The sequence below is a fragment of the Enterococcus raffinosus genome (assembly GCF_019175485.1).
GTDB lineage: Bacteria > Bacillota > Bacilli > Lactobacillales > Enterococcaceae > Enterococcus_A > Enterococcus_A raffinosus.
Genome location: NZ_CP072888.1, coordinates 1,264,981 through 1,289,364 on the forward strand (window position 1 = coordinate 1,264,981; position 24,384 = coordinate 1,289,364).

A 24,384-nucleotide genomic window follows, 5' to 3' on the forward strand; every position below is an offset into this window, starting at 1 on the left:
ATGAATGTTGAACTGTCATTTATTTAAATAGGGCACGAAATTACTACTTGTTTTTCTTTAGTGAAGTTGTTAACATGTGATTTAAGAAAGCGGTTACAATAAATGAAAAATTGCGGGAGAGTGCAGAACAGACTGTCACCGAAGGTATAAGCTGCAAGATTTGCTGATTTTTGTAGTGAACATCTCAGGTAAATGGACCGTAATTGGATAAAACTCTGGAGAGCAGAAATGCGCCGAAGGAGCAACCCCTGAAAGGGGGGAATCTCTCAGGCTAGGAACAGGGGACAACAGCACAAGGTGTTGTTGTCTTCTTTTTTATGTCTAGAAAAGTAGATCGAAGAATAGGATAAATAAAACATTTGTGATTAACAGAACAAAAGGAAGGGATGAGTTAATGAATGTAATAACCAATAATCCAAAAGTAAAAGAAAAAATTGGTAAAAAGTCTTCTATTCATTTTGTGAAAGGCGAATACAGAGATGTGTTAGATGAGGTAAAAAGACAGATTATTGAAGAACACATTTGCTTACTCTCTCATCCATTAAGCGGCAGTATCAAACCCAATGAGACTTACTATAAGACGATTTTTGTTTCAGAGACCACTTCTCAATATATTGATATTGAGAGTTTAGAATATATTGAATCAGCGATCGAGGTCTACGAAAAATTTATCAAGAATAAGCAGCGGCCTAACTGGTCCTTAGCAGTGCTGCAGGATTTTTCTTTTGTAGATTTTTATATCGCGCAAAGTACGTTGGACAGAATGGGGGTGTCGATCGAGTAGTTCAACGGCTTGCAACCAATTAGAACTGAGGTGAATAAATGAAACTCGAAATTGGAAACATTGAAATCAAAGAAGTAATTTTAGGCGAAGAAGAGAAAATTGAAAATGGCACGTTAACCCTTGATCCGACGAAAATCAAAGAATTGGTTTTAGAAGACGATCGTTTAGCGGACTGTGAAATCGAAATCGCCAAACCGGGTGAGAGTGTTCGTATCACACCAGTAAAAGATGTGATCGAACCAAGATGCAAAGTTGATTCAGAAACAGGGATTTTTCCGGGAGTCATCAATAAAGTGGATGTTGTCGGCAGCGGCCGCACACATGTATTGAAAGGTTGCGGCGTTATGACGGTGGGGAAAATCGTCGGCTTCCAAGAAGGCATCGTGGATATGCAAGGACCTGGTTCTGAACTGACCCCATTTTCACAATTAATCGAAATTTGTTTAGTTTTGAAACCACAAGCAGAGTTAGATCCTCATTTATATGAAGAAGCGGCTCGTTTAGCTGGACTAAAGGCTGCTGATTACATCGGAAAGCTGGGGAAAAAGGTCGAGCCCGACAACATTGAGACATTTGAAACATTGCCGTTATTAGAACAAATCCAACAATATCCAAATTTGCCAAAAGTTGGATACGTTTACATGCTTCAAACACAGGGCTTATTGCATGACACCTACGTTTATGGGACAGATGCGAAACACATCATTCCTACGATCCTCTATCCGACAGAAGTCATGGATGGGGCAATCATCAGTGGAAACTGTGTGTCTGCATGTGATAAGAACACAACTTACCATCACTTGAATAATCCAGTGATCAAAGATTTGTATAAGCAACATGGAAAGGAAATCAACTTTGTAGGTGTAATCGTCACTAATGAAACAGTTTATTTGAAAGATAAACACCGTTCCAGTGATTTTGTCGCAAAACTGACTGAGTATATTGGCTTAGACGGTGTCATTATCTCGCAGGAAGGCTTTGGAAATCCTGATACGGACTTGATTATGAACTGTAAGAAAGTCGAACAAAAAGGAATAAAAACAGTTATTGTTACAGATGAATATGCAGGAAGAGATGGTGCTAGCCAGTCATTAGCAGATGCAGACAAATTGGCGACTGCAGTGGTTACTGGCGGAAATGCAAATGAAACGATTCAATTACCAAAAATGGATCGTTTAATCGGACAATTAGATTATGTCGATGTGATCGCAGGCGGCTTTGACGGCAGCTTGAAGGACGATGGCACGATTGAAGTTGAAATCCAGGCTATTACCGGTGCAACGAACGAACTTGGTTTTAACAAAATGTCTGCAAAAGGCGTTTAAATCATAATAGGGAGGAAATACTAATGACTTTAGATTTCAAAAACAAAAAAGTCTTAGTGATCGGCGACCGCGACGGTATCCCAGGACAAGCTATTGAAGCTTGTATTGAAGGTACCGGAGCTGACGTAATATTCTCATCTACAGAATGTTTCGTCTGAACGGCCGCTGGGGCAATGGACTTAGAAAATCAACGTAGAGTAAAAGAAGCAGCAGAAAACTTCGGAGCAGAAAATGTTGTTGTTCTAATCGGTGCTGCTGAAGGAGAGGCAGCTGGTTTGGCTGCTGAAACTGTCACAAATGGTGACCCTACGTATGCCGGTCCATTGACCAATGAACAGCTAGGTTTAGCTGTATATCACGCTGTAGAGCCAGAATTTAAAGAGGTTGTCGACCCAGATGTTTTTGAAGAGCAAATCGGCATGATGGAAATGGTTTTAGATGTTGATGACATCATAGAAGAAGTATCGGAAATGAGGAATCAATACGCTAAATACTAACTAGTAAAGGAGCGTCTTATGACTAAGTTTAAAGTTGTTCACTACATCAATCAGTTTTATGCTGGGATTGGTGGTGAAGAAAAGGCGGATATCCAACCATTCTCAGAAGCAAAAGTAGTTGGTCCAGGACTTGCTTTTATGAATTCATTTGGTGATGAAGCAGAAATCATCGGCACCGTTGTGTGTGGCGATAGTTTCTTTAATGAGAACTTGGATAGTGCCAAAAAGGATGTATTAGATCGTATCAAACAATTTGAACCAGATATCGTTATTGCAGGACCTGCGTTTAATGCTGGCAGATATGGAATCGCCTGTGGAGAAGTAGCACAAGCAGTGATGACTGAGTTGGGTGTTCCAGCAGTGACCGGAATGTACGAGGAAAACCCTGGTGTTGAAATGTATAAAAAGGGTGCTTATATTGTGCCAACTAGAAATAGTGCGGCGGGTATGAGAAAAGCGGTTCCTGTTATTGCGAATCTTGCGTTGAAATTGTTGAAGAATGAACAAGTTTCACCAGAAGCGGACAGTTACTTTATTCGTTATCGAAAGAATTTTCAGGATGAAAAGCGCGGTTCAGCTCGAGCCGTGGATATGCTAGTTCGTAAGTTGAAGGACGAAGCGTTTACGACTGAATATCCGATGCCTGAATTTGATAGCGTCGCGCCAGCCACCGCGATAAGTGATCTGTCTAAAGCAAGAATAGCTCTTGTGACTTCTGGTGGAATTGTTCCTAAAGGCAATCCAGACCGTATTGAATCCAGTAGTGCTTCAAAGTATGGAACGTATTCAATTGAAAATGTGGATACTTTGAGCGCCGATTCTTATGAAACGGCTCACGGTGGGTATGACCCTGTTTATGCAAATCAAGATCCAAACCGAGTATTGCCATTAGATATAGTGAGAGAAATGGAAAAAGAAGGTGTGATCGGCAGCCTGCATGATTATTTCTATACGACAGTTGGAAATGGAACTGCTGTTGCTAATGCTAAGAAATATGCGGCTGAAATCGCACAAAAATTAGTCGCTGATGGTGTTGATGCAGTCATTCTGACATCCACCTGAGGAACCTGTACGCGTTGCGGTGCAACGATGGTAAAAGAAATTGAAAAAACAGGATTGCCTGTGGTTCACATCTGTACAGTCGTTCCTATCTCGCAAACAGTTGGAGCGAATCGTATCGTTCCAGCCATTGCAATCCCTCACCCATTAGGCAATCCAAGCCTAAGCTTGAAGGAAGAGAAAAAACTTCGCCACGGAATTGTCGAGAAAGCCTTAAAGGCAATGACGACCCCTGTAGACGAACAAACAGTCTTTGAATAATTGATGGTTGCCTGGGTGAGGTTTCACTCAGGCAACTTAGAACAGAAGAATATCAAAGCTCAAGAAATTGTTTTCATATTTGTGAGAGGAGCTTAAAGAGATGTACGATGTGATTATTATTGGAGGCGGTCCTGCTGGATTAACAGCTGCTTTATATAATGCAAGGGCACGACTTAAAGTTTTACTTTTAGAAAAAACAAAATTAGGCGGACAAATTGTTTCTACGCATGAAATTGCGAACTTCCCAGGATCAATTAAAACCACGGAAGAAGAAACTTCAGGACCAGAATTGATTAAACGCATGGCGGATCAAGCCCAGCAGTTTGGTGCCGAAATCCAATTGCGCAAAGAAGTAACTGATTTGGATCTTGAAGGCAGCGTAAAAAAAATTATGTGTAAGGATGGTAGCGTTTACGAGTCTCATGCAGTTATTTGTGCAAATGGTGCATTTCCAAGAGAAATTGGTTGTGCGGGTGAGCGGGAATTAGCTGGTAAAGGTGTTTCTTACTGTGCAACATGTGATGGCGCCTTTTTCGAAGATATGGAAGTATTTGTCATTGGTGGCGGAAACTCAGCGGTGGAAGAAGCGATGTTCATTACGACATTTGCTCGTAAAGTGACGATCATTCAAAACTTGAGCGATCTGACTGCTGATGCGATTGCTGTTGAACAGGTGAAAGCCAATGACAAGATTGATTATATTTTTGACTCGGTTGTAGAAAGTATTGAAGGCGATGGCATGGTAGAAGCTATGACGATCCGAAATACGAAAACCGATGAAGTAACACGCTTTGAAGCGGATGAAGACGATGGTTTATTTGGTATTTTCGTCTTTATCGGAAACGTACCAAGTACGAAACTTTATGAAGGAAAAATTCCATTAAATGAGTATGGCTATATGATTACCGATGATGCAATGTGTACGAAAGTACCAGGCGTTTTTGCGGCAGGGGATATGCGTCCCAAAGTATTGCGTCAAGTCGTAACGGCTACCGGGGATGGGGCAATCGCTGCCTTCTCAGCGCAAAAATATGTAGAAAAAATCAAAAGGGAGGTACCAACGACATGATCGAACTAACTGTCGATAATTTCAGCGCAGAGCTATTAGAGCAAGAATCACCCGTATTAGTAGATTGGTGGGGAGAAACCTGTGAAAACTGCTTAGCCCTTATGCCAGATGTAGAAGAACTTTATGCACAATACAAGGATAGCATTCGTTTCACCAAATTTAATACGTCACAGAAAAAAGTTCGCCGTTTTTGTATCCAACATAAAATACTTGGTCTGCCGGTTATCTCGATTTATCAAAATGGCGAGAAAGTTGATGAAGTAGCGAAAGATGACTGTACCAAAGAATCTATTGAAGCAATGATTCAGAAATACATTTAGGGAGAATGCCCATGAACTATTCGACTTTACGTGGGGCGAGCTATATTTTGGTTCATACACCAGATATGATCGAACATAATGGCACGACCCAAACAACTGAAAAGATCACGACACCAGATAGTCCATATTTGGCGAACCTTTATGATCACCTGCGCCGTTTTGATGAAGTGGTCAATTATGCACCGAATCAGACATTTATCGGAAACATGAGTTATCAAGAATTAAAAGAAATTCCACAACCATGGGTCAATCAACCAATTGAAGGCACGCGTGAAGGCAAATTCGGCGAGATTATGCCGGAATTGGAATTTTACGGCTTGTTGCAGATTGTTGATGTGTTTGAGTTAGTCCATTTGGAAGAAAACTTTGCATTAAAGGTTCGTGAGGCGTTAAGCAGTCATCCTTTGTTTAAACAGGATGTGGAAAAAATTAAAGAAGGAAAAACTCTTGAATGGATTGAAAAGGATATAGCCGAAAATCATGGAGAAGGCTTGTATTATGAGCGTGAATTGGTTGGCTGCGTAAGTCCTGCTCATCAAATTGATGTGAATCTCAATGCCCATGTAATGCTGGAAAATTTGGTAGTCAAAGCAAGTGGTGTGTTCGCGTTACGTCAATTAATCGACAAGCACCAGCTTGATCCAAAAGAAATTGATTATGTGATCGAATGTAGTGAGGAAGCTTGCGGAGATATGAATCAGCGAGGCGGCGGAAACTTCGCCAAATCAATCGCCGAATTATGCGGATGTGAACATGCGACCGGTTCAGATATACGAAGTTTTTGTGCTGGACCAACCCATGCCTTAATTACAGCTGCTTCTCTTGTTGCGGCAGGAACGCATAAAAATGTAGTTTTAGTGGCTGGCGGAGCGACTGCCAAATTAGGAATGAACGGAAAATCCCATGTTGGGAAAGGATTTCCCATTTTAGAAGATGTTCTAGGCGGTTTTGCGGCTTTAATCAGCGAAAATGATGGAATCCATCCGATTTTGCGTCATGATTTGACTGGAAAACATGAAGTTGGCAGCGGATCGAGTCCGCAAGCGGTCACCACTGCCTTGATCGCTAGTGTTTTAGAAAAAGCGCAGTTAACGATCAAGGATATTGATGTCTATTCTGTTGAAATGCAAAATCCCGATATCACTAAACCGGCTGGTGCCGGCGATGTCCCGTTGGCCAATCTGAAAATGATTGGGGCAATCGGGGTGTTACGTAAAGATATTGAGAAAAAAGAACTGATAGCCTTTGTTAACGAAAAAGCCCTTGTCGGTTGGGCACCAACCCAAGGTCATATTCCAAGCGGCATTCCGTATTTGGGTTTTGCGGCAGAGGACTTAGCCAGCGGCGACAAAAATCGTGCGATGATTGTTGGGAAAGGTTCACTTTTTTTAGGACGGATGACGAATTTATTTGATGGCGTATCGATTTTACTCGAGCGAAACAACGGTAAGCATTCAGAAGAAAATCAGCAAGATCTAGAAGAACTGGTGAAACGTGAAGTTGCGCAGGCATTGAGAAGTTTTGCTGCCAATCTTTCAGTAGAATAGAGGTGAGTCAATGTCTGATCAAGTAAAACAAACAGTAAAAAAAGTTTTTGAGGATTTAGCGACTAGTTTAGAAACCGGTCGAATGGAATCGAGAATCAAGATTGGTTTGACCATCGATGGCAGCGAACTTGGCATGGATGTAATGAAGCAGGCAGCGTTAGCTATCAAGAAAAAGAATCTCTTTGATTTAGTCTTGATTGGCAGCAATGTTGATTGGGCAACTGATTTTGACCATTATTCGACCGCTGATTGTCAAAAAGAAGCGGCTGATTTAATGGAGGAACTGTTAGATAGCGGGGAACTCCAAGGCTGTGTAACGTTGCATTATAATTTTCCGATCGGCGTTTCTACGGTTGGGAAAGTAGTCACGCCTGCATTGGGACGTGAACTTTTTATCGCGACCACAACCGGGACAACAAGTGGCAATCGAAATGAAGCGATGGTGTTGAATGCAATTAATGGTATCGCTGTAGCGAAAGCTTGCGGTATCAAGCAACCTTCAATCGGTATTTTGAATATTGAAGGTGCGAAAACGGTTGAACGTTCATTAAATGAACTGCAAGAAAATGGCTACGAACTTACTTTTGGCGAAAGCCAACGAGAAGATGGCGGAAAAGTTCTACGTGGCAATGATTTACTGTTGGGGAGTGTCGATGTTGTTGTTTGTGATAGTTTGACTGGAAATATTTTGATGAAGCTTTTCTCAGCTTACTCGAGCGGTGGAAATTATGAAACTTTGGGAGCAGGTTATGGTCCAGGAATAGGTCGTAATTATGATCGCAATATTTGTATCATTTCTCGTGCTAGTGGGGCACCGGTGATTGCTAATGCATTGGAATATACTTATGAGTTGGCCAAAGGCAAGCTTGCAAAAATCAGTTATAGAGAGTATCAAAAAGCGGATCAAGCAGGCTTGAAACAAATTTGTGCAGACTTAACTGCGACACCAGCAACGGAAAAGCAAGAAGTTGAATCGCCGGCTAAAGAAATCGTAACGAGTGAGATTGCAGGAATCGAGATCATGGAATTAGACGATGCAGTGAAGGCTCTGTGGGCTGCTAATATTTATGCCGAAAGTGGAATGGGCTGTACTGGTCCAATCGTGTTAGTCAATGAAAAAAATGTACAAGCTGCACAGGATGAATTAAAAAAAGCGAATTATTTATAAACGGATGCCAGTTCAATCAATGGGCTGGCTTTTTTGTTGCTCAATGCGAGAAACAATGGTCGAAGAACCAAAGTCAAAGCATAAAAATATCGGAAACCTGAAGTGAGACTGTGAAAGAAGTAGTCTGCTTAAAAAAACAAGGAGGAATTTGCCAAAATTACTTCTCGAATTTTTGCGGAATTTCAGCACATTTACTAAGAAGCGGCTATTTCTTTTTTGTCGAATCAAAAAATCTCACAACATTTCGAAGCGATGGGTTGCAACCACAATTAGACGATAAAGATGTAAATGATTCTAAAGAATTACTTTTCGTAAAAAAAGTTGAATTCTCCTTGACTCTCCAGTTGCGGAAGACTTTAGACTAGAAAGGTAAGGGGGAAATCAGATGAAACCACTAAGATTAATCGGTCTCACACAAAACAATTTGCAGGATCTCTCATTGGAGATCAAAAAGAACCAGCTGATTGTGTTTACAGGCGTGTCAGGTTCAGGAAAGTCCAGTTTGGTCTTTGACACGATTGCTGCTGAAGCGCAGCGACAAATGAATGCCAACTACTCTGCATTTGTACGGAACCGGATGCCCAAGTTCCTCAAACCGAAAGCGGAGCGAATCGAAAATCTGAATCCAGCGATCGTGATTGATCAAACTCCGCTTGGCGGAAATCAACGTTCTACGGTTGGAACGATTACTGAAACCTATTCGTTGCTTCGTTTATTATACTCGCGAATCGGTCAGCCTCACATTGGATCTGCCAGTCAATTTTCTTTTAATCATCCTCAAGGCATGTGTTTAAAATGTTCTGGATTAGGACGTGTTAATCAAATCAACTTGGACAAATTGATTGATCGGGAAAAATCTTGGAACCAGGGTGCTGTTATGGATACCAGATATGCAGTCGGCAATTGGTACTGGAAACAGTATGCTGCCGCTGATTTTTTTGACAATGATCAACCATTAAAAGAATTGACTACTGCTCAGTGGAATCAATTAATCTATGGGCATCCAGATCAAGAGCCAACACCGGTGAATCCAAAACTAGAAGGAATCTGTCGGAATTACGAACGGATTATTTTGAAGCGCGATTTATCTGGCCACAGTAAAATGTATGAGGATAAGTTGAAAGAATTACTTTTTGAAGCACCTTGTCCTGACTGTGAAGGGCAACGATTAAACAAAGAAACGTTATCAGTAAAAATCAACGACTGTTCGATTGCTGATTGTGTAGCGATGGATATGAACGATCTGCTTCATTTTCTAGACGAGCTATATTACCCAGGAGTAAACGAAGTAATTGATGAACTTAAGCGTCAAGTTCAACGTCTGATTGATATCGGATTGGATTATCTCCAGTTGGATCGGCAGACACCAAGCTTATCAGGTGGGGAAGCACAGCGAGTAAAATTAGTGAAGTATATGGGTAGTGCCTTGAATGGGCTGTTTTACATTTTTGATGAACCGAGTACTGGAATGCATGCTCGCGACGTTTCACGCATCAATCGACTTCTGCAAGATTTGCGAGATAAGGAAAATACAGTATTTGTCGTGGAACACGACCCTGATGTGATCGCGGTCGCTGACGAAGTGATTGATATCGGACCACTAGCTGGAAAACAAGGTGGGGAAATCGTTTTTCGAGGAGAGTATCCAGCGCTTCTTCAGTCAGAAAGTTTAACTGGGAAGGAAATCTGCCAGAGCCTACCAATCAATACTCATCCCCGTAAGTGGCATGAGAAAATGACCATCAAGGAGGCCAACTTGCACAATCTAAAGAATGTGACTGTAGATATTCCTAAACACGTTCTAACAGTGGTGACTGGCGTAGCCGGCTCTGGAAAGTCAACGCTGATTACAAAAGTTCTGCCAGAACAATTTCCAAATGAACTATCTATCATTAATCAAGCGCCAATCAAAGCAACCAACCGAGCGACACCAGCGACATATCTTGGAATCTATGATGAGATTCGCCGAACCTTTGCTAAAGCGAATCATGTTCCAGTTGGTATGTTCAGTTTCAATTCAACGGGGGCTTGTCCGACTTGTCACGGAAAAGGAGAGACGACAGTGGAACTGGTATTCATGGATCCAATCGTGAATGAATGTGAAGCTTGTGGCGGGACGCGCTTCTCTGATGAAGCATTGAGTTATCGCTTGAAAGGATCCACAATTTTAGACGTGTTGGCAATGACACCCAAAGAGCTGCAAGACTTCTATTGCGGTATCGGTAGTAAAAAAATGAACGATAAGCTGCAGGCGATGATTGATACTGGGTTAACATATCTACCGATCGGACGTACCTTGACCACACTCTCTGGCGGGGAACGACAAAGACTAAAATTAACTAAGGCGATCACGCAAAATGAAACTGTTTTCATTCTTGATGAACCGACGACAGGACTGCATCTATCAGACATCAAAAAGTTAAACGGGCTGTTTCAACGGATGGTGGATAAAGGAAACACATTGATTATCATTGAACATCATAGTGAGATCATTAAGCAAGCCGATTGGATTATTGATATCGGACCAGAGGGCGGTGTGAAGGGCGGCAACGTTGTTTTCAGCGGTGTTCCTGAAGATTTATTAGAAAGCGGAACGATCACTGGTGAGTATTTGAAGAAAAGTAGTGAACGAATCGAGCATGCGATCTCCTGCTAATTCAGCAGGAGATTTTTTAATGCCATCTCACCTGGAGATTTTCAAAATATGAAGGACGTTAGATTAATTTATAGTAGAAAATATTAATAAAAAGAATTGTTTAGATTAATTATTATTTAAAGGCTAAAAGCTCAACAGAGAGTAGGCTCGCTGACTTTTCTTTCATTTTTTTAAAAGTTGTTGGATAGGTCTAGTCGTCTAAATGACGGGATTTTTTGTTATACTTAAAGGGGGATGATTGTGATGGATCGATTAAAAAACATCTGTTGCTATGCACCCATGATGGTGTATGCAACACCAGAAGTAGAAGCAAAGGTAGGTAAGTTATGTTTAGAAATGGTCACATTAGCGGCAAAAGGCTGGAGTGTGGACCAGTTATATTATCATGCATTGAAACACGGTAGTGAGATTGAAGGTACTGATATGGTGTTGACGGCTGATACTAAAGGATTAGTCATTATCTTCAAGCCAGAGCAAGAGGGGCAGGGGGTGGAAGATTATGTCAGTGAATACGTTTAACTTAAGTATCGTTCATCAAAAGATGTGTGATGAGTTTATTGCCGATATATGGATATTCGCTATCCAAAAATGCATGGATTTGCGTGAGGCATTCGTTGCAGCCAGAAAAGATGATCAGCTACAATACTTTTACAAATTGATTGATGAAAATGCTGAAATGTCTTTATATGTACATGAAGAATTAGGACTAGATTGCTAGTCCTTTTTTTTGATTTTTTTCGGAAGATAAATATGAGTATATTATAGATAATGAAAAGTTTTGATGTTGCTTATGCCCCGATTAAAGGAGGAAATTTTTATGAGTAAAACGCTCAGATTGCTCTTTCCCCAGTGGCAGGGAGGAAACAATCCAAATTATTTTTTGGCTCTGAGTTATTGAGTCATATCGTCCCGCAAGGCAATCAAGCCGAAATGGTGCAAGTCTCCGTTGACAAGGAGCTTCCACAAGAACTACCGCTTGAACATGGCGTAATCGGTGAAAGCGGATTGTTGAAACAACTGGCAGAAGCGGCTAGGATTTTGGAAGAAAAAGCACCGGAAAAAGTTATCACACTAGGCGGAGATTGTTCGATATCACAGGCACCGTTTGACTATCTCCATGGAAAATATCCAGATACATTAGGGATTCTTTGGATAGATGCTCATTCTGATATGTCCACGATCAATGACAGCAATCGTGAACATATGATGGTCCTAGGTAATTTATTAGGACATGGCGCACCACAATTTGCAGAAAAAGTTCAGCATCCCTTTAAAATAGAGCAAGTGATGCTAGTTGGTTTGAAATATGAAGAACTTCGACCCTGCGACCATCAAGTCGATGAGTTACAGATGAATTACCGGACACCCGACAAATTGGCAGGCGATAGTCGAGCATTGGTCGGTTTGATCAATCAGAACCACATTAAACAGTTAGCGATTCATTTTGATTTGGATGTCCTGTCCCCGCAGGATTTTCGTTCGACTCATCCAGGGAAACCTCATCTAGCTATTGATAAATTTCCTGCACCAGTGGGCACAATGACACTAGATCAAATCACGCGAATCATTCACGATGTTTCTGAAAAGGCTGAAATCGTTGGATTTAGCATTTGGGAACATCTACCGTGGGATACGATTAACTTGCGGAATGCATTCGCGAGTATGGAAATATTTAGGGAATAGAAAAAACAGTCAGCAGGTGCTGGCTGTTTGAAACGTTGTAACCATCCTCAACAATGATCATCATTATTGACGATCTCATACTTAATTCCATCTGGATCGTTAAAGAAGAGAGCATAATAGTTTGGCCCGTGTTGTGGGAAAATTTGCGGCTTATCTAAGATTTCAGCGCCAAGACCACGCACTATTTGATACATTCGATCGACTTCGTTTCTAGAGGAGGCTCTAAAAGCAATATGATGAACCGCACCGGGCTTTCTTCTGTGCACAGTTTGATCTTCAAATTGACTTAATGCTGAACAAATACCAAAATCATAGGAACTGTCGAGATATTCAATGACCTGCAAATCCAGCTCTTCCAAATAAACATTGATTTTTTTGTTTAAATCAAAACCCAAAGCTTCCATTAATCCATCGTAAAAGGCTTCTACTTTATTAACATCTTTCACCGTTACCTGCAAATGATCGACTTTCATTGGTAATGCCATCACTCTTCCCCCATTCTAGTAAAACCAGTTATATTTTCCAGTAAGTAGTGCCATCCACCGTACGACCTAAAATTCCATATTCAATGAGGTAGCGTCTAATCGTTACATAATCATCGAACATTTCCGAAATAATCGTATTGATTTCTTTTTCTGTATATTGTTTTTCAGGAACAAAGTTTTCTGCCAGTTTTTGAATCAGAATAATCCGCTTTTTTTCTTTTTTCGGGATTTGAGTGGCTTTCCCGTTAGCATCAAGAAAAACGCTGAAGACTTTGTCTCTTTCTTTTTTGCTGGATACAAACCGTTCATCGGAATCGATTAAGGAGTTTGCGATAAAATCACTTTGTTCCTTTTCGTCGATCAATTCCAATAAGGCCAAAAGAATTTTTGCCTGACGTTTCTTTTCTTTAAATTTGAAACGATGATTTCTTACTGCAGATGTCGTAATGTTCAGTTGATTGGCTATTTCCTGATCCTCGAATCCTTTGGAAAACAGAGTCAAAAAGTTCTTTTGTGTCTCGCTTAAGCCGGTTTGATTCTTATCAAGAGTCAGCAGTGCATCAAAAGGCCCATTGTGTTCGTGTTTTAAATGATAGATCATCGCGCCTTCCGCTCGTGCTAATTGGCTGTTTGATTCGCTGATGGGGTAGACGAAACGATCGTCAAACGTTTGATCACAATACAGACACTGAAAAAGAAATTCCCCTTTTTTGGCATAGCCTTTTTTTATTTCCTTGATTGTTAATTCACTCTCCATACGATCTCCCTCCTGTATATATGCTAACATAATTAAAAAACGTTTGCAAATTTGGTTGCAAATTTAAAATTGTTGCTACTGGTCTATGCTTCACTTTTTCTTGACCTTCACGCAACGTCAACCATTATCATATAAGCAAGGAGGTTAGATCATGAATAAGATAAATGTTACGATGATTGATTCGTTGTCTTTTTACAAAAGATGTCTGAAAGAAAAGGTAGATGAAAATGCTTTTCGGTATGAAATCATGCAGCCGTTTGAACCAATGTGGCGGTACTTAAACGCACCGCTTACTCCAAAAACACCTGGTGGATATGATGTAGTGATGGCTTCGGAGATGTTAGGCATTTGGACTCCGCGAAAAAGTGTTGATCAAATTCAAACAAAAATAGATCTGTTAGAGAAGACGAAGATTTTTTCCGAGTATAAGCAAGTGATTGCTAATGGTGCGCAACTTTTTAGTGACATTGGTTATGATATTCCTGTGAATGATTTTACTGTCGCTGTTTTATTGGGAGATTCAGACAATAGTGTATTGATGGCGAGTGAAGGATACAGTGGCTTTGGTGGGATACCAGATTTTATGTTTTTGATTGTTGTACCAAATGAGTTTAATCGAACGCGTTTAAAATCTGCATTAGCACATGAGTTTAATCATAATGTGCGATTTACTTATGAACCATTTAATCATGGTGATGTAAGTGTTGAGGATTATTTGGTGATTGAGGGATTAGCAGAAGTTTTCGCTGAGGAATTATATGGAGTTGAATCCCGTGGCCCTTGGGTACAAGAGTACGATAAGGAGGAGATGGATTATACGATTGAAGTAATGAAGGATGGTCGTGAAGCACGTGGTTTTGATCAAGTTTCGGCTTATATGTATGGGGATGAAGTCGCTAAGGAGCAGGGATACGCGCCTGTTGGACTTTCAAGAAATGCTGGATACACAGTTGGATACCATCTCGTAAAGGCCTATTTGAAAAATACTGGGAAATCAATTGCGGAGGCGACATTAACTCCGAGCCGAACGCTTGTTAAAGAATCAAAAATATTTGAATAGAATCAAATAAGCCCATTTTTCTTGGGCTTATAGACTAATAATATGCTTTTCTAATAATCATTGTTTTGGGTTTTTATTAAGTATTCACGAATGCCATTTTCATCCTCTTGTTGATAAGAATAGCCACAATGGTTTGCAGTAAATACTGCCAAAGTATGGAATAACTCACACGCAACAAACGTAGCACACCAAAGATTCTCCGTCTCGGTATTTGAATAAGTGGCACAATACTGTTCATACAAATCTTTCGGTAAAAAACGTTTATAGTATTTACCCATTTTTCCAGAGGACACACTAAAACTATTTTTAATGCCGATAAACCAATCAATCATGTCATGAAGCTCTTTTCGAACGACAGTATTATACATCATCAGAGCGTAAGGAAGTTGGTCGCGAGCAATTCCTTTGGCAACATTTTGTAAACACCACCAAAAATTATTACAACACGATTCAAATTCAATTTTGGTTGGAGGTATTATGAGGTAGTCCTTGTCTGAGGCGGGTGGAAAGGCTGGTAGCAGATCATCCTTATCAAGCAAAGGTACTGTCAGACTATCCTTACTAAAGGATTCAAGTAGTGGAATCGGAATAAGAGTCAAATCAAGTCGATTGCCATCAGAAAAGAGCATCATCCAATTAAAGTGTCCTAATCCACTGGGGGAGCGCATTGTTTCAGGCGTTTGCAGCATCAAACGTTCTCCGAAACTATCGATCCATTCAGGATCCCTTTTGAAGGATTCGAGTTCTGTTACTACATAGACAATATCATAATCTTGATAGATATCTGTTGGGACGTTCTTATTGGCACGAGAACCATTTAAAAATACCGCGCGAATGCGATCGTCTTTTTTTGCTGTTTCGAGGATAATGTGGTACATTTCTTTTTCGCTTCTCATGAGGAATCATTCCTTTCGGTAACTATCTTTTTTTAGTATACCAAGTTTTATAAAGAAAGTAGGATGCTTTATTAAATACACAGAAGTTTAATTTAGTCGGCATTTTTTACAAGAAGAGTATGCTATACTTTTAGTAATTGAATGACACTAGGGGTGCTTCTGAAGCTGAGATTATACCCATTGAACCTGAAGCAGTTAGGACTGACGCAGGGAATGTGTAATGGTTTATAAATTTGTACCCGATCGCTTTTTTGTGGTTGGGTTTTCTTATGTATGAATTTCCAAACATAGAAGCCTCCTTTTCATTCTAAATAGGGATAAAGGAGGTTTTTTGTTGCGTTAGAGAAAAAATGTCACTTTTATAGTTTAAGTTGGATGCTGTTTAATCATTTTTTGAAAAGGAGAAATTAAATGACGTTTACGAAGTTAGCAAGAGAAGAAGCGGCAGTATTTTGGGATGGAAGCTTTTCGCATCCGTTTATTCAATCGTTAGCAGCAGGAGATTTAGCCCCAGAGATTTTTCGCTATTATTTACTGCAAGATCGGTACTATCTCGAACATTTCAGTAAGCTTTACCATTATATTGCTGAGCAAACTGATGATAAAGAAATTCAGGCTCAGTTAAACGAAAATGCCAAGAATCTTGAATTGGGTGAGCTAGCAATCCGATCTGAATTTTTCACTGAATTAGCCATTACTGAAAAGGAGATAGCCGAAACGCCGATAGCTCCAACAACGTATAATTACGTTTCACATATGTACCGACAGCTGATTGATGGGACACCGAAGACAGCTATTGCTGGAATGTTACCTTGCGCATGGCTATATCAGGAGATTGGTGTACGCTTAATTGAGATGGGTTCTCCCAACCCGTTATATCAGCGATGGATTGAGACATATGCAGGGGAAGAAGCTGCGCAAGGAATTGAAAAGGAGCGTGCACTGTTAGATCGTTTATATCAAGAAAGCGAAAAAGATGAGCAGCGAAAAATGATGGAAGCATTCGTTATTAGCAGTAAAATGGAGTATGATTTTTGGGAAATGGCTCTCACTTTAGAAAAATGGTGATAACAAAACTCGGGATCGTTCATAGTGAACGGTCTTTTTTGTTTGAAAACGATTGACAGACATTCTTTGTGTTCTATAAAACAAAAATTAACACTTGCATTATTACGAGGGACTAACAATGGTTTCGGAAGCAGAAATGGTTGTAAAAGCATTTATCCAAGAGAATGTTGAGGTATGTTTTGCTTATCCTGGTGGACAGGCAATTAATTCATTTGATGCCCTTTATTAATGGGTTAAATTGAAAGAACACCTGAGTAATCATCCTTTTATGAAATAAGGACAATCATTCAGGTGCTTTTTAATCCATTTTGATTCCTTTTAAATATTTACGCAAAGTTTTCAATAGAATCTTCGCTTTTTTAGGATTATTTCCATTTGTTGTTATGGCGATCCCGAAATCTCTTTCCTTCATGAATGCCATATTAAAAAAATTGCTGTTGTCTTGATTCGTTGTATCGTTTACGAGTTGACGTGGGGTGGTTTCATTTAAAATCGCATGATTAACCGCTTCATTATCTGTACAAATAAAAATAACTTGAAAATTACTAGTATCTCCGTATTGAAAAGATCGTTCGCGCAATAAGACTGTACCGTTCTTTTTTTCATTTAATAAGGTGTCTGAGAAGCTTGGTGAAATAACTGTTGGTTTCGCTCCCGCCTCGATCAATGCAGACACTTTTCTAGTGGCTATTTTCCCACCGCCAACAACGAGAATTGAGAATTGTTTAATATCAACTAAAATTGGATACATTCTTCTAGCTCCTTAGCAATCTAATTATAGTGAGTGCTTATCGTTATTTTGTTGAGAGAGAGTCGTCAGACGTTTCTTTTGCTCCAAGCGAAAATAAATAAAATTTGAAAGAAGACCAAAGAAGACAGGCCCCAACAGTAAAGTAGAAAAATTCACGTAATTCCCTAATTTAAGAGGTTCATAAATTTGAAAAGCAATGGCTACAAATATACATATGCAGACACTGATAGAAAGCGAGTAATTAAGACCGCTATTTTTAATCAATAAAGTTTCCTTTGAAATAATTTTCTTTTTTAAAGAAAAAGGAAAGCTGGCAGCAACAATAAAGTAAGGGATTGCTCGGGAAACGTTTGTCATATAGGTCAATTGATTAAATAATTCAGACAGAAAAGTATTGCTGAATGAGAGTAGTCCGATAAACAGTGAGATAAGGATTGCCTGAATCCACAATGCATTTTCTGGCATATCATTCTCATTTAAAGCAGAGAACCTTGGCCAAAAGAACTTAGGCGTACTTTTGATCAAACTCTTTAATGGACCATAACTGATGGAACTAAGTAGACTCAAATAGGCAAGTCCCATAGTCAGTGCAGTGTAGCGAATAAAAAGTTGGACCAATAAATGCGTGTGACCTGCGGATAGCTTAAAGACGTTGCCTAATGATAGAGCCAGCTGCTCCATGACGCCATACATTAGATTTCCAAGATGTAAAGAAGTTGTATCTCGAATGGCGCCAATGTTATTTGCACAACTCCACAGGATAATACCACTGACATAGAGTATCAATACAACAAATGAACTGATGATAACTGCTCGAGGAAACCTCTTGCGGCTTTTTTTTGTCTTATCAGCAAGACTAGCAATAGTATCCAGTCCGCCGAAAGCTGTGATCGAAAAAATAAAGAAGGGCAGTTGAGATAATAGTCGGTTTGAAGAACCTTGAAAAAAGCTAGTAACAGATAGGCTATGATTGATATTTCCAATTACTTGTTCAGGATTTTTAGTAATTAGCATTAAGTTACCAATAGTCGAAAGGAGTAAAAGCCCTACCATGGCATACCCGCTAATGTGTAGAAATCTGAAGATAACTTGAAATCCTCGTTTGTTCATCCAGGTAATAAATAGTACCGAAAAAATTGAAAACACGGCTAGCCAAATTTGTGGCGAAATTCCTAGCCAATCGATTGTGCCAGTAATATCTTTTCCGAAAATAAGGATAGAAATTGGAATCAACAGTTTCATAAATAGGCTGATCATCCAAATAAAGTAACTACTATACCACAGGAAGACAGTGGTGAAGGCTGATTTAGGAGAAAGAGACTCTTTTAACCAATCATATATTGCTCCCGAACGATGAGCATATTTTTTTGTATATTGAGCAACAATCAGCGCATAAGGGATAAAGTAAAATAACGCGCTGATAAAAAACCAAATAAGTGATTGGCTTCCCAGCATAAAGAAAGCAGAGATCATGCTGGAAAATGAATACACAGTAGTGGTAATGATCAAAATTAAATTCTGAGAAGCGTTCTTTTTTTTCATCATCTGCTCCTAGCGTCCTTTTCTCCTATCTTATTTTCTTTCAAAAAAAAAGACAAGATGACTTAGGATGGTAAAAAATTGTTTGTTCATAAAAATGAGAGAATGGAAATTGACTAAAAGCTTGTTAAATCAACATTTATCATTCATCTGGTAGAGTCAATAACAATATCTTGCTTTGTTTTTACGAGAAATAACAAATTTTGGCTCAACTTACTTGATCAAATTGAATTTTGTTAATTTGTAAATGAGACTTTAATAAATTCCGTTCAATAAAAGGAACTAAAGGATGATGTAGTAGGGATTAGGCTGGTATTTTATTATAATATTTTGCCCATTCGCTACAAAAAATAGCACAATGCGGCTGAGTTCCCTTGAAAGAACCAGTATCTATGTAAACGTTTGCTATAATAAATGAAAACTAAATAAAGTAATCACTGTGTAAGGGAATGAGGTGAGAATCCTCAACAGCCCCTTTCTACTGTATATGCGGATGAACTCTCAGCAGCCACTCTTCGGGAAGGCGAGATAGTAAGGAGATGCAAAGTCAGGATACCTTATATAGAGATTAAGAAATAATTGGATTGGGAAGGTTATTTTGCTGGTTGTCTGTATCTTTTTTGGACAAATAAAACACGGCGAGACCACTTTCGGTCTCGCCGTGTTTATTTTTAAGGAGGGAATTATGATGAAGTACTCTACAAAGAAATTAGCAACATTAGCAATACTCTTGGCTCTCTGTGTGATCGGTGCAAATATCAAAATTCTAGGTTCCATTGCCCTGGATTCTTTTCCAGCCTTTATCGGTGCGATTATACTTGGACCTGCAGCAGGCGCATTTTTAGGATTTTTCGGACACATGATTTCTGCCTTACTATCTGGTTTTCCAAATACGTTGCCGATCCATTTGATTATTGCGGTCTTGATGGCAGTCTGTATGTTTTTCTATAGCTGGACGCGTAAAAAATTGTCAAAAAATAAAGTGGTTGCATCGATTGTTTCTATGTTAGTAGGTTATACGATCAACGTACCCCTTGATTTGTTATTACTTTACCCACTAATGGGTCCGGTTGTTTTTATGCTTTTTGTCCCTTTAACACTTGCCACAGTAGTTAACTTGTGCTTATCCGAGGTTGTTATTTTAGGCATTCCACAAAAATATAAAGAAGCAATTTTTCTAAAATAAAGAAGAAGCGGAGCCATAATTATGACGGTCAAACATGGTGGGAATATTCAGGAAATTAGTGAAGTTTATCAAAAAGGTATGGAACGGTTAATTGATTTTAGTGCAAATATCAATCCCTTGGGTATTCCCGAAGGCGTTGAACGAGTGATCGCGAATAGTATTACACAATTGATACATTATCCCGATATTCGTTACCAAACACTGATTCGATCAATTGCCAATTTTCATGAAATTTCAGAAGCGTTTATCTACCCATCTAACGGAGCGGCTGAAGCTATTTTTATGCTGGGAAGCACATTAAAGGTGAATAAACTTCTTTTGTTGGCGCCGACTTTTGGAGAATACGAGGCAGCGTTTAGTCAATCAGGGACAGAATTTTGTTATTTCTATTTAGAAGAGCGAAATTTTGAATGGTCGGTTAAGGAACTGATTCAGGTAGCAGAAGCGCAGAAGGTTGATGGTATTTGCCTTTGTAACCCCAATAATCCAGTCGGACAAATTCTTTCTAAAAGGGAACTTGATAAATTATTCGAATTTTGTTGTAAAAATGAAGTGGTACTTATTCTAGATGAAGCCTTTGTAGATTTTACAAAAGAGGAAAACTCGCTCATTTCGTCAATCAATGATTATCCCAATTTATATATTTTACGTTCACTAACTAAAATGTTTGCGATTCCTGGATTACGTTTAGGGTATTTATTGACGAGCAATTTATCCACTTTACATGCAATTAAAAAGAGGTCAATTCCTTGGCATATTAATACATTTGCGGATTTAGCAGGCAGGCAAGCGCTAAAAGAACATAGCTTTATTGAGGAGAGTCAGCGATATATTCAGAAAGAGCGTCTTTTTTTAGAAAAAGGGTTATCTGCTTTTGAAGAGATAGAACTTTTTCCAAGTCAAACAAATTTTTTATTCTTTCGTTATCTAGGCAGCGGATGTCTGTATGAAAGCTTGATTCATAAAAACATAGTGATTCGGGATTGCAGTGATTTTAAAGGATTAACTAAAAAGTACTATCGCATTGCAGTTAAATCCAGAACGGAGAATCAAGTGCTTTTGAATGCATTGGAGGGGATTTTATGAAAGCGGTTGCTTCTTGTCCAGGCTCCTGTGGGGAACTCATTCAAGGATGGTTGGATGATTCACAAAAATTAGTCAGTTATGGAATTAATCGTTTTTCCATGGCTGAAGTAAGTTTAAAAGAAACTTCCAAATCTGGTCATTTAAAAGCCGAAGAAGCTTTGCGACGGACATTGACTTGTTTTGATCTTCCGAGCGAAGTAAGCTCGAGACTTTCACTTACAATAAATTCAGATTTACCAGTTGCCAAAGGAATGGCAAGCAGTACAGCTGATATTGCTGCAACCTGTCAAGCTGTTGCGGCGTTTTTTGGAAAGCAGATTTCAAGAGATCAGATAATAGAGATTTGTTTGGCAATCGAACGAACAGACAGTATTCTTTTTCCAACGCTTACCTTATTTGAGCAAAGAACGGGTTCCATTAGGGAACAAAGCGGCTGGGCTCCTTTGTTCTACGTGCTTGTACTTGAACCGGATGAAACTCTAACAACAGAGGCCTTTCATTCTACTGAAACCGACCGATTGTTCTATCAACAACGCAAGCAATTTCTTGAGGTCCACCAACATTATCAACATGCGGTAAAAATACAATCTTTAAAATTTCTTGGTGAGGCAGCAACTCAAAGCGCTGTTTTGAATCAAAATATCTTACCCAAACCATATTTCTCTGAATTATTAAAGTTTCAGCAATATTTTAAATGGCTGGGTATTAATGTCGCACATAGTGGTTCCGTCGTTGGAATCATGCTGGAAACAGTTGAAGAAATAAAAGAGGCAATACGAGTGATTCAACGGTCTAAGCTCAGCGAATGGTATTCAAGGATAAGTGTACATCATAGCTTTTATGGAGGAGTACAGCTGTTGGAGGTGGGGAGAAACAATGAAAAAATTAATGGTTGCCGCAGTATCCAGCGGGTCGGGGAAAACGACGATAGCACTTGGATTGATGAACCTCTTGCAAAAGCAGGGGTACAAAATTCAACCCTATAAGGTTGGCCCTGATTATGTAGATACAGAATACCATACTCGTATCACAGGAAAACATTCACGAAATCTGGACATGTTTTTAGTCCCAAATACCGATTGTTTACGATCGCTATTTGAAAAAGAAGCGCATCAAGCAGATATATGTGTAATAGAAGGGGTGATGGGTCTTTTTGACGGTTTAGGTGTTGATAAGGACTATTGTTCAAGTGCAGGAATAGCGAAATTGTTGAATTGTCCAGTACTGTTAGTAGTGGATGGTCAATCGGCCTCAACATCTGTAGCAGCTGTTGTAAAGGGCTTTGCAAATTTTGATCCTGAGGTCAATATTTGTGGAGTGTTAATTAATAAGGTGGCTTCCGAAACACACTATCAATTGATAAGAAAAGCGGTTGAAAAATATACGGATATTCCCGTTTTCGGCTATTTAAAGCGTGAGAAAGGAGCAGAACTTCCTTCTAGACAACTCGGACTGATCCCTGATAGAGAAAGTAAGGATGCTACCCAAAAAATACAAAAAATATCTGAATCATTAGAAAAAACTTTTGATTTTAAACGATTAGTAGAATCCTTGCCGGAAGAAGAACTTTCATATAAGGCACCGAAATATCCTCACTATCCTAAAATTACACTCGCTTATGCGCTAGATGAGGCATTCCATTTTTATTATCAAGATAATCTCGAATTGCTGTCTGAATATGGAGTAGAATTGATTTCCTTTAGCCCAATCAGAGATCGTGAGTTGCCAAGTGCAGACTTGTACTATTTTGGTGGTGGATATCCTGAAGAGTTTGCGGAACGACTCGCTGAAAATTCTTCGATGCGACAAAGTATTAAGGATAAGCATGAGCAGGAAGCATTTATCCTAGCTGAGTGTGGGGGGCTGATGTACTTAGGTTCTTCATTTAAAAGTGGAAATGAGTTCTATCCGATGGTGGGGATTTTTGAAGGCGTCAGTGAGATGTCTTCTGGACTCAGAAAATTTGGCTATTGTTACGGAGAAATTGAAAGAGATACTCTGATCGGGAAAAAGGGGACGGTTGTTGTTGGACACGAATTTCACCATTCTGTCTTCAATAGTCAGGAACCTACTGTCTTGAAAATGACCAAAAAAAGAGATGGAGAAGTCATCAAAGAATGGGCAGGTGGCTATCAAAAGAAAAATACTTTTGGGAGTTATCTACATCTCCATTTCTATCAAAACGAGACCTTTCTACAGAATTTATTACAACAAGTGAGGAATGATCTATGACTATTTGGATTGTTACTGCATTTCTGTTAGATCTGTTGATCGGTGATCCTTATAATTGGCCCCATCCAATTAAGTGTATCGGCAATTTCATTGATTGGTTTCAGCGAAGATATACGCAAACAAAAAGTGAAAATGAAAAATATCGCTGGGGCATCCTATTGTTTTTTGTTACGGTTTTCGGTACGGGTTTGATCACTTATATCATTCTCAAAATAAGTTTTCTAATTCATCCTTTTTTCGGGACATTTTGCTATGTATATTTAGCCTACACAACATTGGCAACTAAAAGTTTGTCTTTGGAAGGGAAAAAAGTGTATCAGAAATTGACATTAGATACTTTAAATAGCGCCCGAAAACAAGTTGCGATGATTGTAGGTAGAGATACTAGTGAGTTAACGGAAGAAGAAATCACAAAAGCGACAATCGAAACAGTTGCTGAAAACACCAGTGACGGGGTCGTAGCGCCGTTACTCTATCTATTTATTGGGGGACCAGTATTAGCAATGATGTACAAAGCTGTCAATACACTCGATTCAATGGTTGGCTATGTGACTCCAAAGTACCAAGCAATTGGTTGGTTCTCAGCAAAAATGGATGATTTATGGAATTTTATCCCTGCCCGATTAACCTGGCTATTTTTATTAGCTTCGGCCAAATTGCTGAACTTAAATGTGGCGAATGCTTGGGCAGTTGGTAAAAAGGATTGCCGCAAGCATAAAAGCCCAAACAGTGGTTTTCCTGAATCTATTGTTGCTGGTGCTTTAGGAATACAGCTAGGTGGAACACATTGTTATCATGGCGTCGAAATTTATAAACCAACCATTGGTGTAACACTTCGTTCAGCAGAACCTAGGGATATTTTGATTACAAATACGTTGCTATATGTAACGTCAATTTTAAGTCTAAGCATTTTCAGCAGTATAGCAATTTTCTTTACCTATTACTTATTTTGAGA

24 protein-coding genes and 4 riboswitches are annotated in these 24,384 nt (G+C 39.3%); of the genes, 19 read left to right on the forward strand and 5 right to left on the reverse strand.

The features are described from left to right. The first annotated feature begins 103 nt into the window (after positions 1-103). A riboswitch (glycine riboswitch) is annotated at positions 104-210 on the forward strand. A 3-nt stretch (positions 211-213) separates the two neighbouring features. Beyond that, positions 214-283, forward strand: a riboswitch (glycine riboswitch). A gap of 111 nt (positions 284-394) precedes the next feature. From J9537_RS06200 to J9537_RS06265, 12 genes are all read left to right on the forward strand, one after another. Further along, positions 395-784, forward strand: coding sequence for a GrdX family protein (locus J9537_RS06200; protein ID WP_218257113.1), 390 nt, complete (start codon positions 395-397; stop codon positions 782-784). A 38-nt stretch (positions 785-822) separates the two neighbouring features. Further along, entirely contained in the window at positions 823-2,109 is a 1,287-nt protein-coding gene (locus J9537_RS06205; protein WP_010744546.1) for a glycine/sarcosine/betaine reductase component B subunit, read from the forward strand. A gap of 23 nt (positions 2,110-2,132) precedes the next feature. Then, positions 2,133-2,606 (forward strand): glycine/sarcosine/betaine reductase complex selenoprotein A, encoded by a 474-nt coding sequence (grdA, locus tag J9537_RS06215; RefSeq protein WP_081630575.1) that lies wholly within the window; start codon positions 2,133-2,135, stop codon positions 2,604-2,606. Between the two features lie 18 nt (positions 2,607-2,624). Beyond that, positions 2,625-3,926 carry a glycine reductase complex selenoprotein B gene (gene grdB / locus J9537_RS06220; RefSeq protein ID WP_245001299.1) on the forward strand — a complete coding sequence of 434 codons (1,302 nt, stop codon included), beginning with the start codon at positions 2,625-2,627 and terminating at the stop codon, positions 3,924-3,926. 100 nt (positions 3,927-4,026) lie between these two features. Further along, a complete protein-coding gene (locus J9537_RS06230; RefSeq protein WP_218257116.1) occupies positions 4,027-4,995 on the forward strand; it encodes an NAD(P)/FAD-dependent oxidoreductase in 969 nt (322 codons plus the stop codon). Next, a complete protein-coding gene (trxA, locus tag J9537_RS06235; protein WP_218257117.1) occupies positions 4,992-5,315 on the forward strand; it encodes a thioredoxin TrxA in 324 nt (107 codons plus the stop codon). Before J9537_RS06230 ends, trxA begins: the two co-directional genes overlap by 4 nt. 11 nt (positions 5,316-5,326) lie before the next feature. Beyond that, a complete protein-coding gene (gene grdC, locus J9537_RS06240; protein ID WP_218257118.1) occupies positions 5,327-6,862 on the forward strand; it encodes a glycine/sarcosine/betaine reductase complex component C subunit beta in 1,536 nt (511 codons plus the stop codon). A 10-nt stretch (positions 6,863-6,872) separates the two neighbouring features. Next, the gene (gene grdD / locus J9537_RS06245; RefSeq protein WP_218257119.1) at positions 6,873-8,030 is read left to right on the forward strand and encodes a glycine/sarcosine/betaine reductase complex component C subunit alpha; all 1,158 of its coding nucleotides are present in this window, start codon (positions 6,873-6,875) and stop codon (positions 8,028-8,030) included. 385 nt (positions 8,031-8,415) lie between these two features. Next, positions 8,416-10,686, forward strand: coding sequence for an ATP-binding cassette domain-containing protein (locus J9537_RS06250; RefSeq protein ID WP_218257120.1), 2,271 nt, complete (start codon positions 8,416-8,418; stop codon positions 10,684-10,686). A gap of 243 nt (positions 10,687-10,929) precedes the next feature. After that, positions 10,930-11,205, forward strand: a complete 276-nt coding sequence (locus J9537_RS06255) for a hypothetical protein (protein ID WP_218257121.1) — start codon at positions 10,930-10,932, stop codon at positions 11,203-11,205. After that, positions 11,186-11,404 carry a hypothetical protein gene (locus J9537_RS06260; RefSeq protein ID WP_218257122.1) on the forward strand — a complete coding sequence of 73 codons (219 nt, stop codon included), beginning with the start codon at positions 11,186-11,188 and terminating at the stop codon, positions 11,402-11,404. Before J9537_RS06255 ends, J9537_RS06260 begins: the two co-directional genes overlap by 20 nt. Positions 11,405-11,580: 176 nt before the next feature. Next, positions 11,581-12,369, forward strand: coding sequence for an arginase family protein (locus tag J9537_RS06265; protein ID WP_245001300.1), 789 nt, complete (start codon positions 11,581-11,583; stop codon positions 12,367-12,369). Between the two features lie 47 nt (positions 12,370-12,416). Here the strand turns inward: J9537_RS06265 and J9537_RS06270 are convergent, their stop codons facing one another. Together J9537_RS06270 and J9537_RS06275 are read right to left on the reverse strand one after the other, a co-directional pair. Continuing rightward, positions 12,417-12,854: a VOC family protein gene (locus J9537_RS06270; protein WP_218257123.1), complete on the reverse strand. Its 438-nt coding sequence runs from the start codon at positions 12,852-12,854 to the stop codon at positions 12,417-12,419. Between the two features lie 28 nt (positions 12,855-12,882). After that, the gene (locus tag J9537_RS06275; protein WP_218257124.1) at positions 12,883-13,611 is read right to left on the reverse strand and encodes a DUF2087 domain-containing protein; all 729 of its coding nucleotides are present in this window, start codon (positions 13,609-13,611) and stop codon (positions 12,883-12,885) included. 151 nt (positions 13,612-13,762) lie between these two features. On the opposite strand from J9537_RS06275, the gene J9537_RS06280 reads away from it, so the two are divergent. Next, positions 13,763-14,671: a DUF2268 domain-containing putative Zn-dependent protease gene (locus tag J9537_RS06280; protein WP_218257125.1), complete on the forward strand. Its 909-nt coding sequence runs from the start codon at positions 13,763-13,765 to the stop codon at positions 14,669-14,671. 50 nt (positions 14,672-14,721) lie between these two features. On the opposite strand, the gene J9537_RS06285 is transcribed toward J9537_RS06280, so the two are convergent. Next, positions 14,722-15,567 (reverse strand): aminoglycoside 6-adenylyltransferase, encoded by an 846-nt coding sequence (locus J9537_RS06285; RefSeq protein WP_218257126.1) that lies wholly within the window; start codon positions 15,565-15,567, stop codon positions 14,722-14,724. Between the two features lie 139 nt (positions 15,568-15,706). Then, positions 15,707-15,798, forward strand: a riboswitch (TPP riboswitch). A 180-nt stretch (positions 15,799-15,978) separates the two neighbouring features. On the opposite strand from J9537_RS06285, the gene tenA reads away from it, so the two are divergent. After that, a complete protein-coding gene (tenA, locus tag J9537_RS06290; RefSeq protein ID WP_218257127.1) occupies positions 15,979-16,635 on the forward strand; it encodes a thiaminase II in 657 nt (218 codons plus the stop codon). 298 nt (positions 16,636-16,933) lie between these two features. Here tenA and J9537_RS06295 read toward each other — a convergent pair whose 3' ends face one another. Both J9537_RS06295 and J9537_RS06300 read right to left on the reverse strand, forming a co-directional pair. Then, positions 16,934-17,386 carry a precorrin-2 dehydrogenase/sirohydrochlorin ferrochelatase family protein gene (locus tag J9537_RS06295; protein ID WP_218257128.1) on the reverse strand — a complete coding sequence of 151 codons (453 nt, stop codon included), beginning with the start codon at positions 17,384-17,386 and terminating at the stop codon, positions 16,934-16,936. 24 nt (positions 17,387-17,410) lie between these two features. Then, positions 17,411-18,931 carry an amino acid permease gene (locus tag J9537_RS06300; protein WP_245001301.1) on the reverse strand — a complete coding sequence of 507 codons (1,521 nt, stop codon included), beginning with the start codon at positions 18,929-18,931 and terminating at the stop codon, positions 17,411-17,413. A gap of 401 nt (positions 18,932-19,332) precedes the next feature. Continuing rightward, positions 19,333-19,503: riboswitch (cobalamin riboswitch) on the forward strand. Between the two features lie 107 nt (positions 19,504-19,610). Here J9537_RS06300 and J9537_RS06305 point away from each other — a divergent pair. The 5 genes from J9537_RS06305 to cbiB are packed head-to-tail and all read left to right on the forward strand — an operon-like array spanning position 19,611 to position 24,382. Further along, positions 19,611-20,111 carry an ECF transporter S component gene (locus tag J9537_RS06305; RefSeq protein ID WP_218257129.1) on the forward strand — a complete coding sequence of 167 codons (501 nt, stop codon included), beginning with the start codon at positions 19,611-19,613 and terminating at the stop codon, positions 20,109-20,111. A 21-nt stretch (positions 20,112-20,132) separates the two neighbouring features. Then, positions 20,133-21,197, forward strand: coding sequence for a threonine-phosphate decarboxylase CobD (cobD, locus tag J9537_RS06310; protein ID WP_218257130.1), 1,065 nt, complete (start codon positions 20,133-20,135; stop codon positions 21,195-21,197). Continuing rightward, a complete protein-coding gene (locus J9537_RS06315; protein ID WP_218257131.1) occupies positions 21,194-22,183 on the forward strand; it encodes a GHMP family kinase ATP-binding protein in 990 nt (329 codons plus the stop codon). The genes cobD and J9537_RS06315 overlap by 4 nt, the downstream gene beginning before the upstream one ends. Next, entirely contained in the window at positions 22,074-23,429 is a 1,356-nt protein-coding gene (locus tag J9537_RS06320) for a cobyrinic acid a,c-diamide synthase CobB (protein WP_218257132.1), read from the forward strand. The genes J9537_RS06315 and J9537_RS06320 overlap by 110 nt, the downstream gene beginning before the upstream one ends. Further along, positions 23,426-24,382 (forward strand): adenosylcobinamide-phosphate synthase CbiB, encoded by a 957-nt coding sequence (cbiB, locus tag J9537_RS06325; RefSeq protein WP_218257133.1) that lies wholly within the window; start codon positions 23,426-23,428, stop codon positions 24,380-24,382. The genes J9537_RS06320 and cbiB overlap by 4 nt, the downstream gene beginning before the upstream one ends. The last annotated feature ends 2 nt before the right edge of the window (positions 24,383-24,384 follow it).

Coding starts and splice junctions, on each gene's coding strand:
- J9537_RS06255 (WP_218257121.1), top strand. CDS start 10,930: ATGGATCGATTAAAAAACATCTGTTGCTATGCACCCATGATGGTGTAT.
- cobD (WP_218257130.1), top strand. CDS start 20,133: ATGACGGTCAAACATGGTGGGAATATTCAGGAAATTAGTGAAGTTTAT.
- J9537_RS06305 (WP_218257129.1), top strand. CDS start 19,611: ATGATGAAGTACTCTACAAAGAAATTAGCAACATTAGCAATACTCTTG.
- J9537_RS06315 (WP_218257131.1), top strand. CDS start 21,194: ATGAAAGCGGTTGCTTCTTGTCCAGGCTCCTGTGGGGAACTCATTCAA.
- J9537_RS06230 (WP_218257116.1), top strand. CDS start 4,027: ATGTACGATGTGATTATTATTGGAGGCGGTCCTGCTGGATTAACAGCT.
- J9537_RS06200 (WP_218257113.1), top strand. CDS start 395: ATGAATGTAATAACCAATAATCCAAAAGTAAAAGAAAAAATTGGTAAA.
- grdD (WP_218257119.1), top strand. CDS start 6,873: ATGTCTGATCAAGTAAAACAAACAGTAAAAAAAGTTTTTGAGGATTTA.
- grdC (WP_218257118.1), top strand. CDS start 5,327: ATGAACTATTCGACTTTACGTGGGGCGAGCTATATTTTGGTTCATACA.
- J9537_RS06320 (WP_218257132.1), top strand. CDS start 22,074: ATGAAAAAATTAATGGTTGCCGCAGTATCCAGCGGGTCGGGGAAAACG.
- cbiB (WP_218257133.1), top strand. CDS start 23,426: ATGACTATTTGGATTGTTACTGCATTTCTGTTAGATCTGTTGATCGGT.
- J9537_RS06270 (WP_218257123.1), bottom strand. CDS start 12,854: ATGGCATTACCAATGAAAGTCGATCATTTGCAGGTAACGGTGAAAGAT.
- J9537_RS06260 (WP_218257122.1), top strand. CDS start 11,186: ATGTCAGTGAATACGTTTAACTTAAGTATCGTTCATCAAAAGATGTGT.
- J9537_RS06275 (WP_218257124.1), bottom strand. CDS start 13,611: ATGGAGAGTGAATTAACAATCAAGGAAATAAAAAAAGGCTATGCCAAA.
- J9537_RS06250 (WP_218257120.1), top strand. CDS start 8,416: ATGAAACCACTAAGATTAATCGGTCTCACACAAAACAATTTGCAGGAT.
- J9537_RS06285 (WP_218257126.1), bottom strand. CDS start 15,567: ATGAGAAGCGAAAAAGAAATGTACCACATTATCCTCGAAACAGCAAAA.
- J9537_RS06295 (WP_218257128.1), bottom strand. CDS start 17,386: ATGTATCCAATTTTAGTTGATATTAAACAATTCTCAATTCTCGTTGTT.
- J9537_RS06205 (WP_010744546.1), top strand. CDS start 823: ATGAAACTCGAAATTGGAAACATTGAAATCAAAGAAGTAATTTTAGGC.
- J9537_RS06280 (WP_218257125.1), top strand. CDS start 13,763: ATGAATAAGATAAATGTTACGATGATTGATTCGTTGTCTTTTTACAAA.
- tenA (WP_218257127.1), top strand. CDS start 15,979: ATGACGTTTACGAAGTTAGCAAGAGAAGAAGCGGCAGTATTTTGGGAT.
- trxA (WP_218257117.1), top strand. CDS start 4,992: ATGATCGAACTAACTGTCGATAATTTCAGCGCAGAGCTATTAGAGCAA.
- J9537_RS06300 (WP_245001301.1), bottom strand. CDS start 18,931: ATGATGAAAAAAAAGAACGCTTCTCAGAATTTAATTTTGATCATTACC.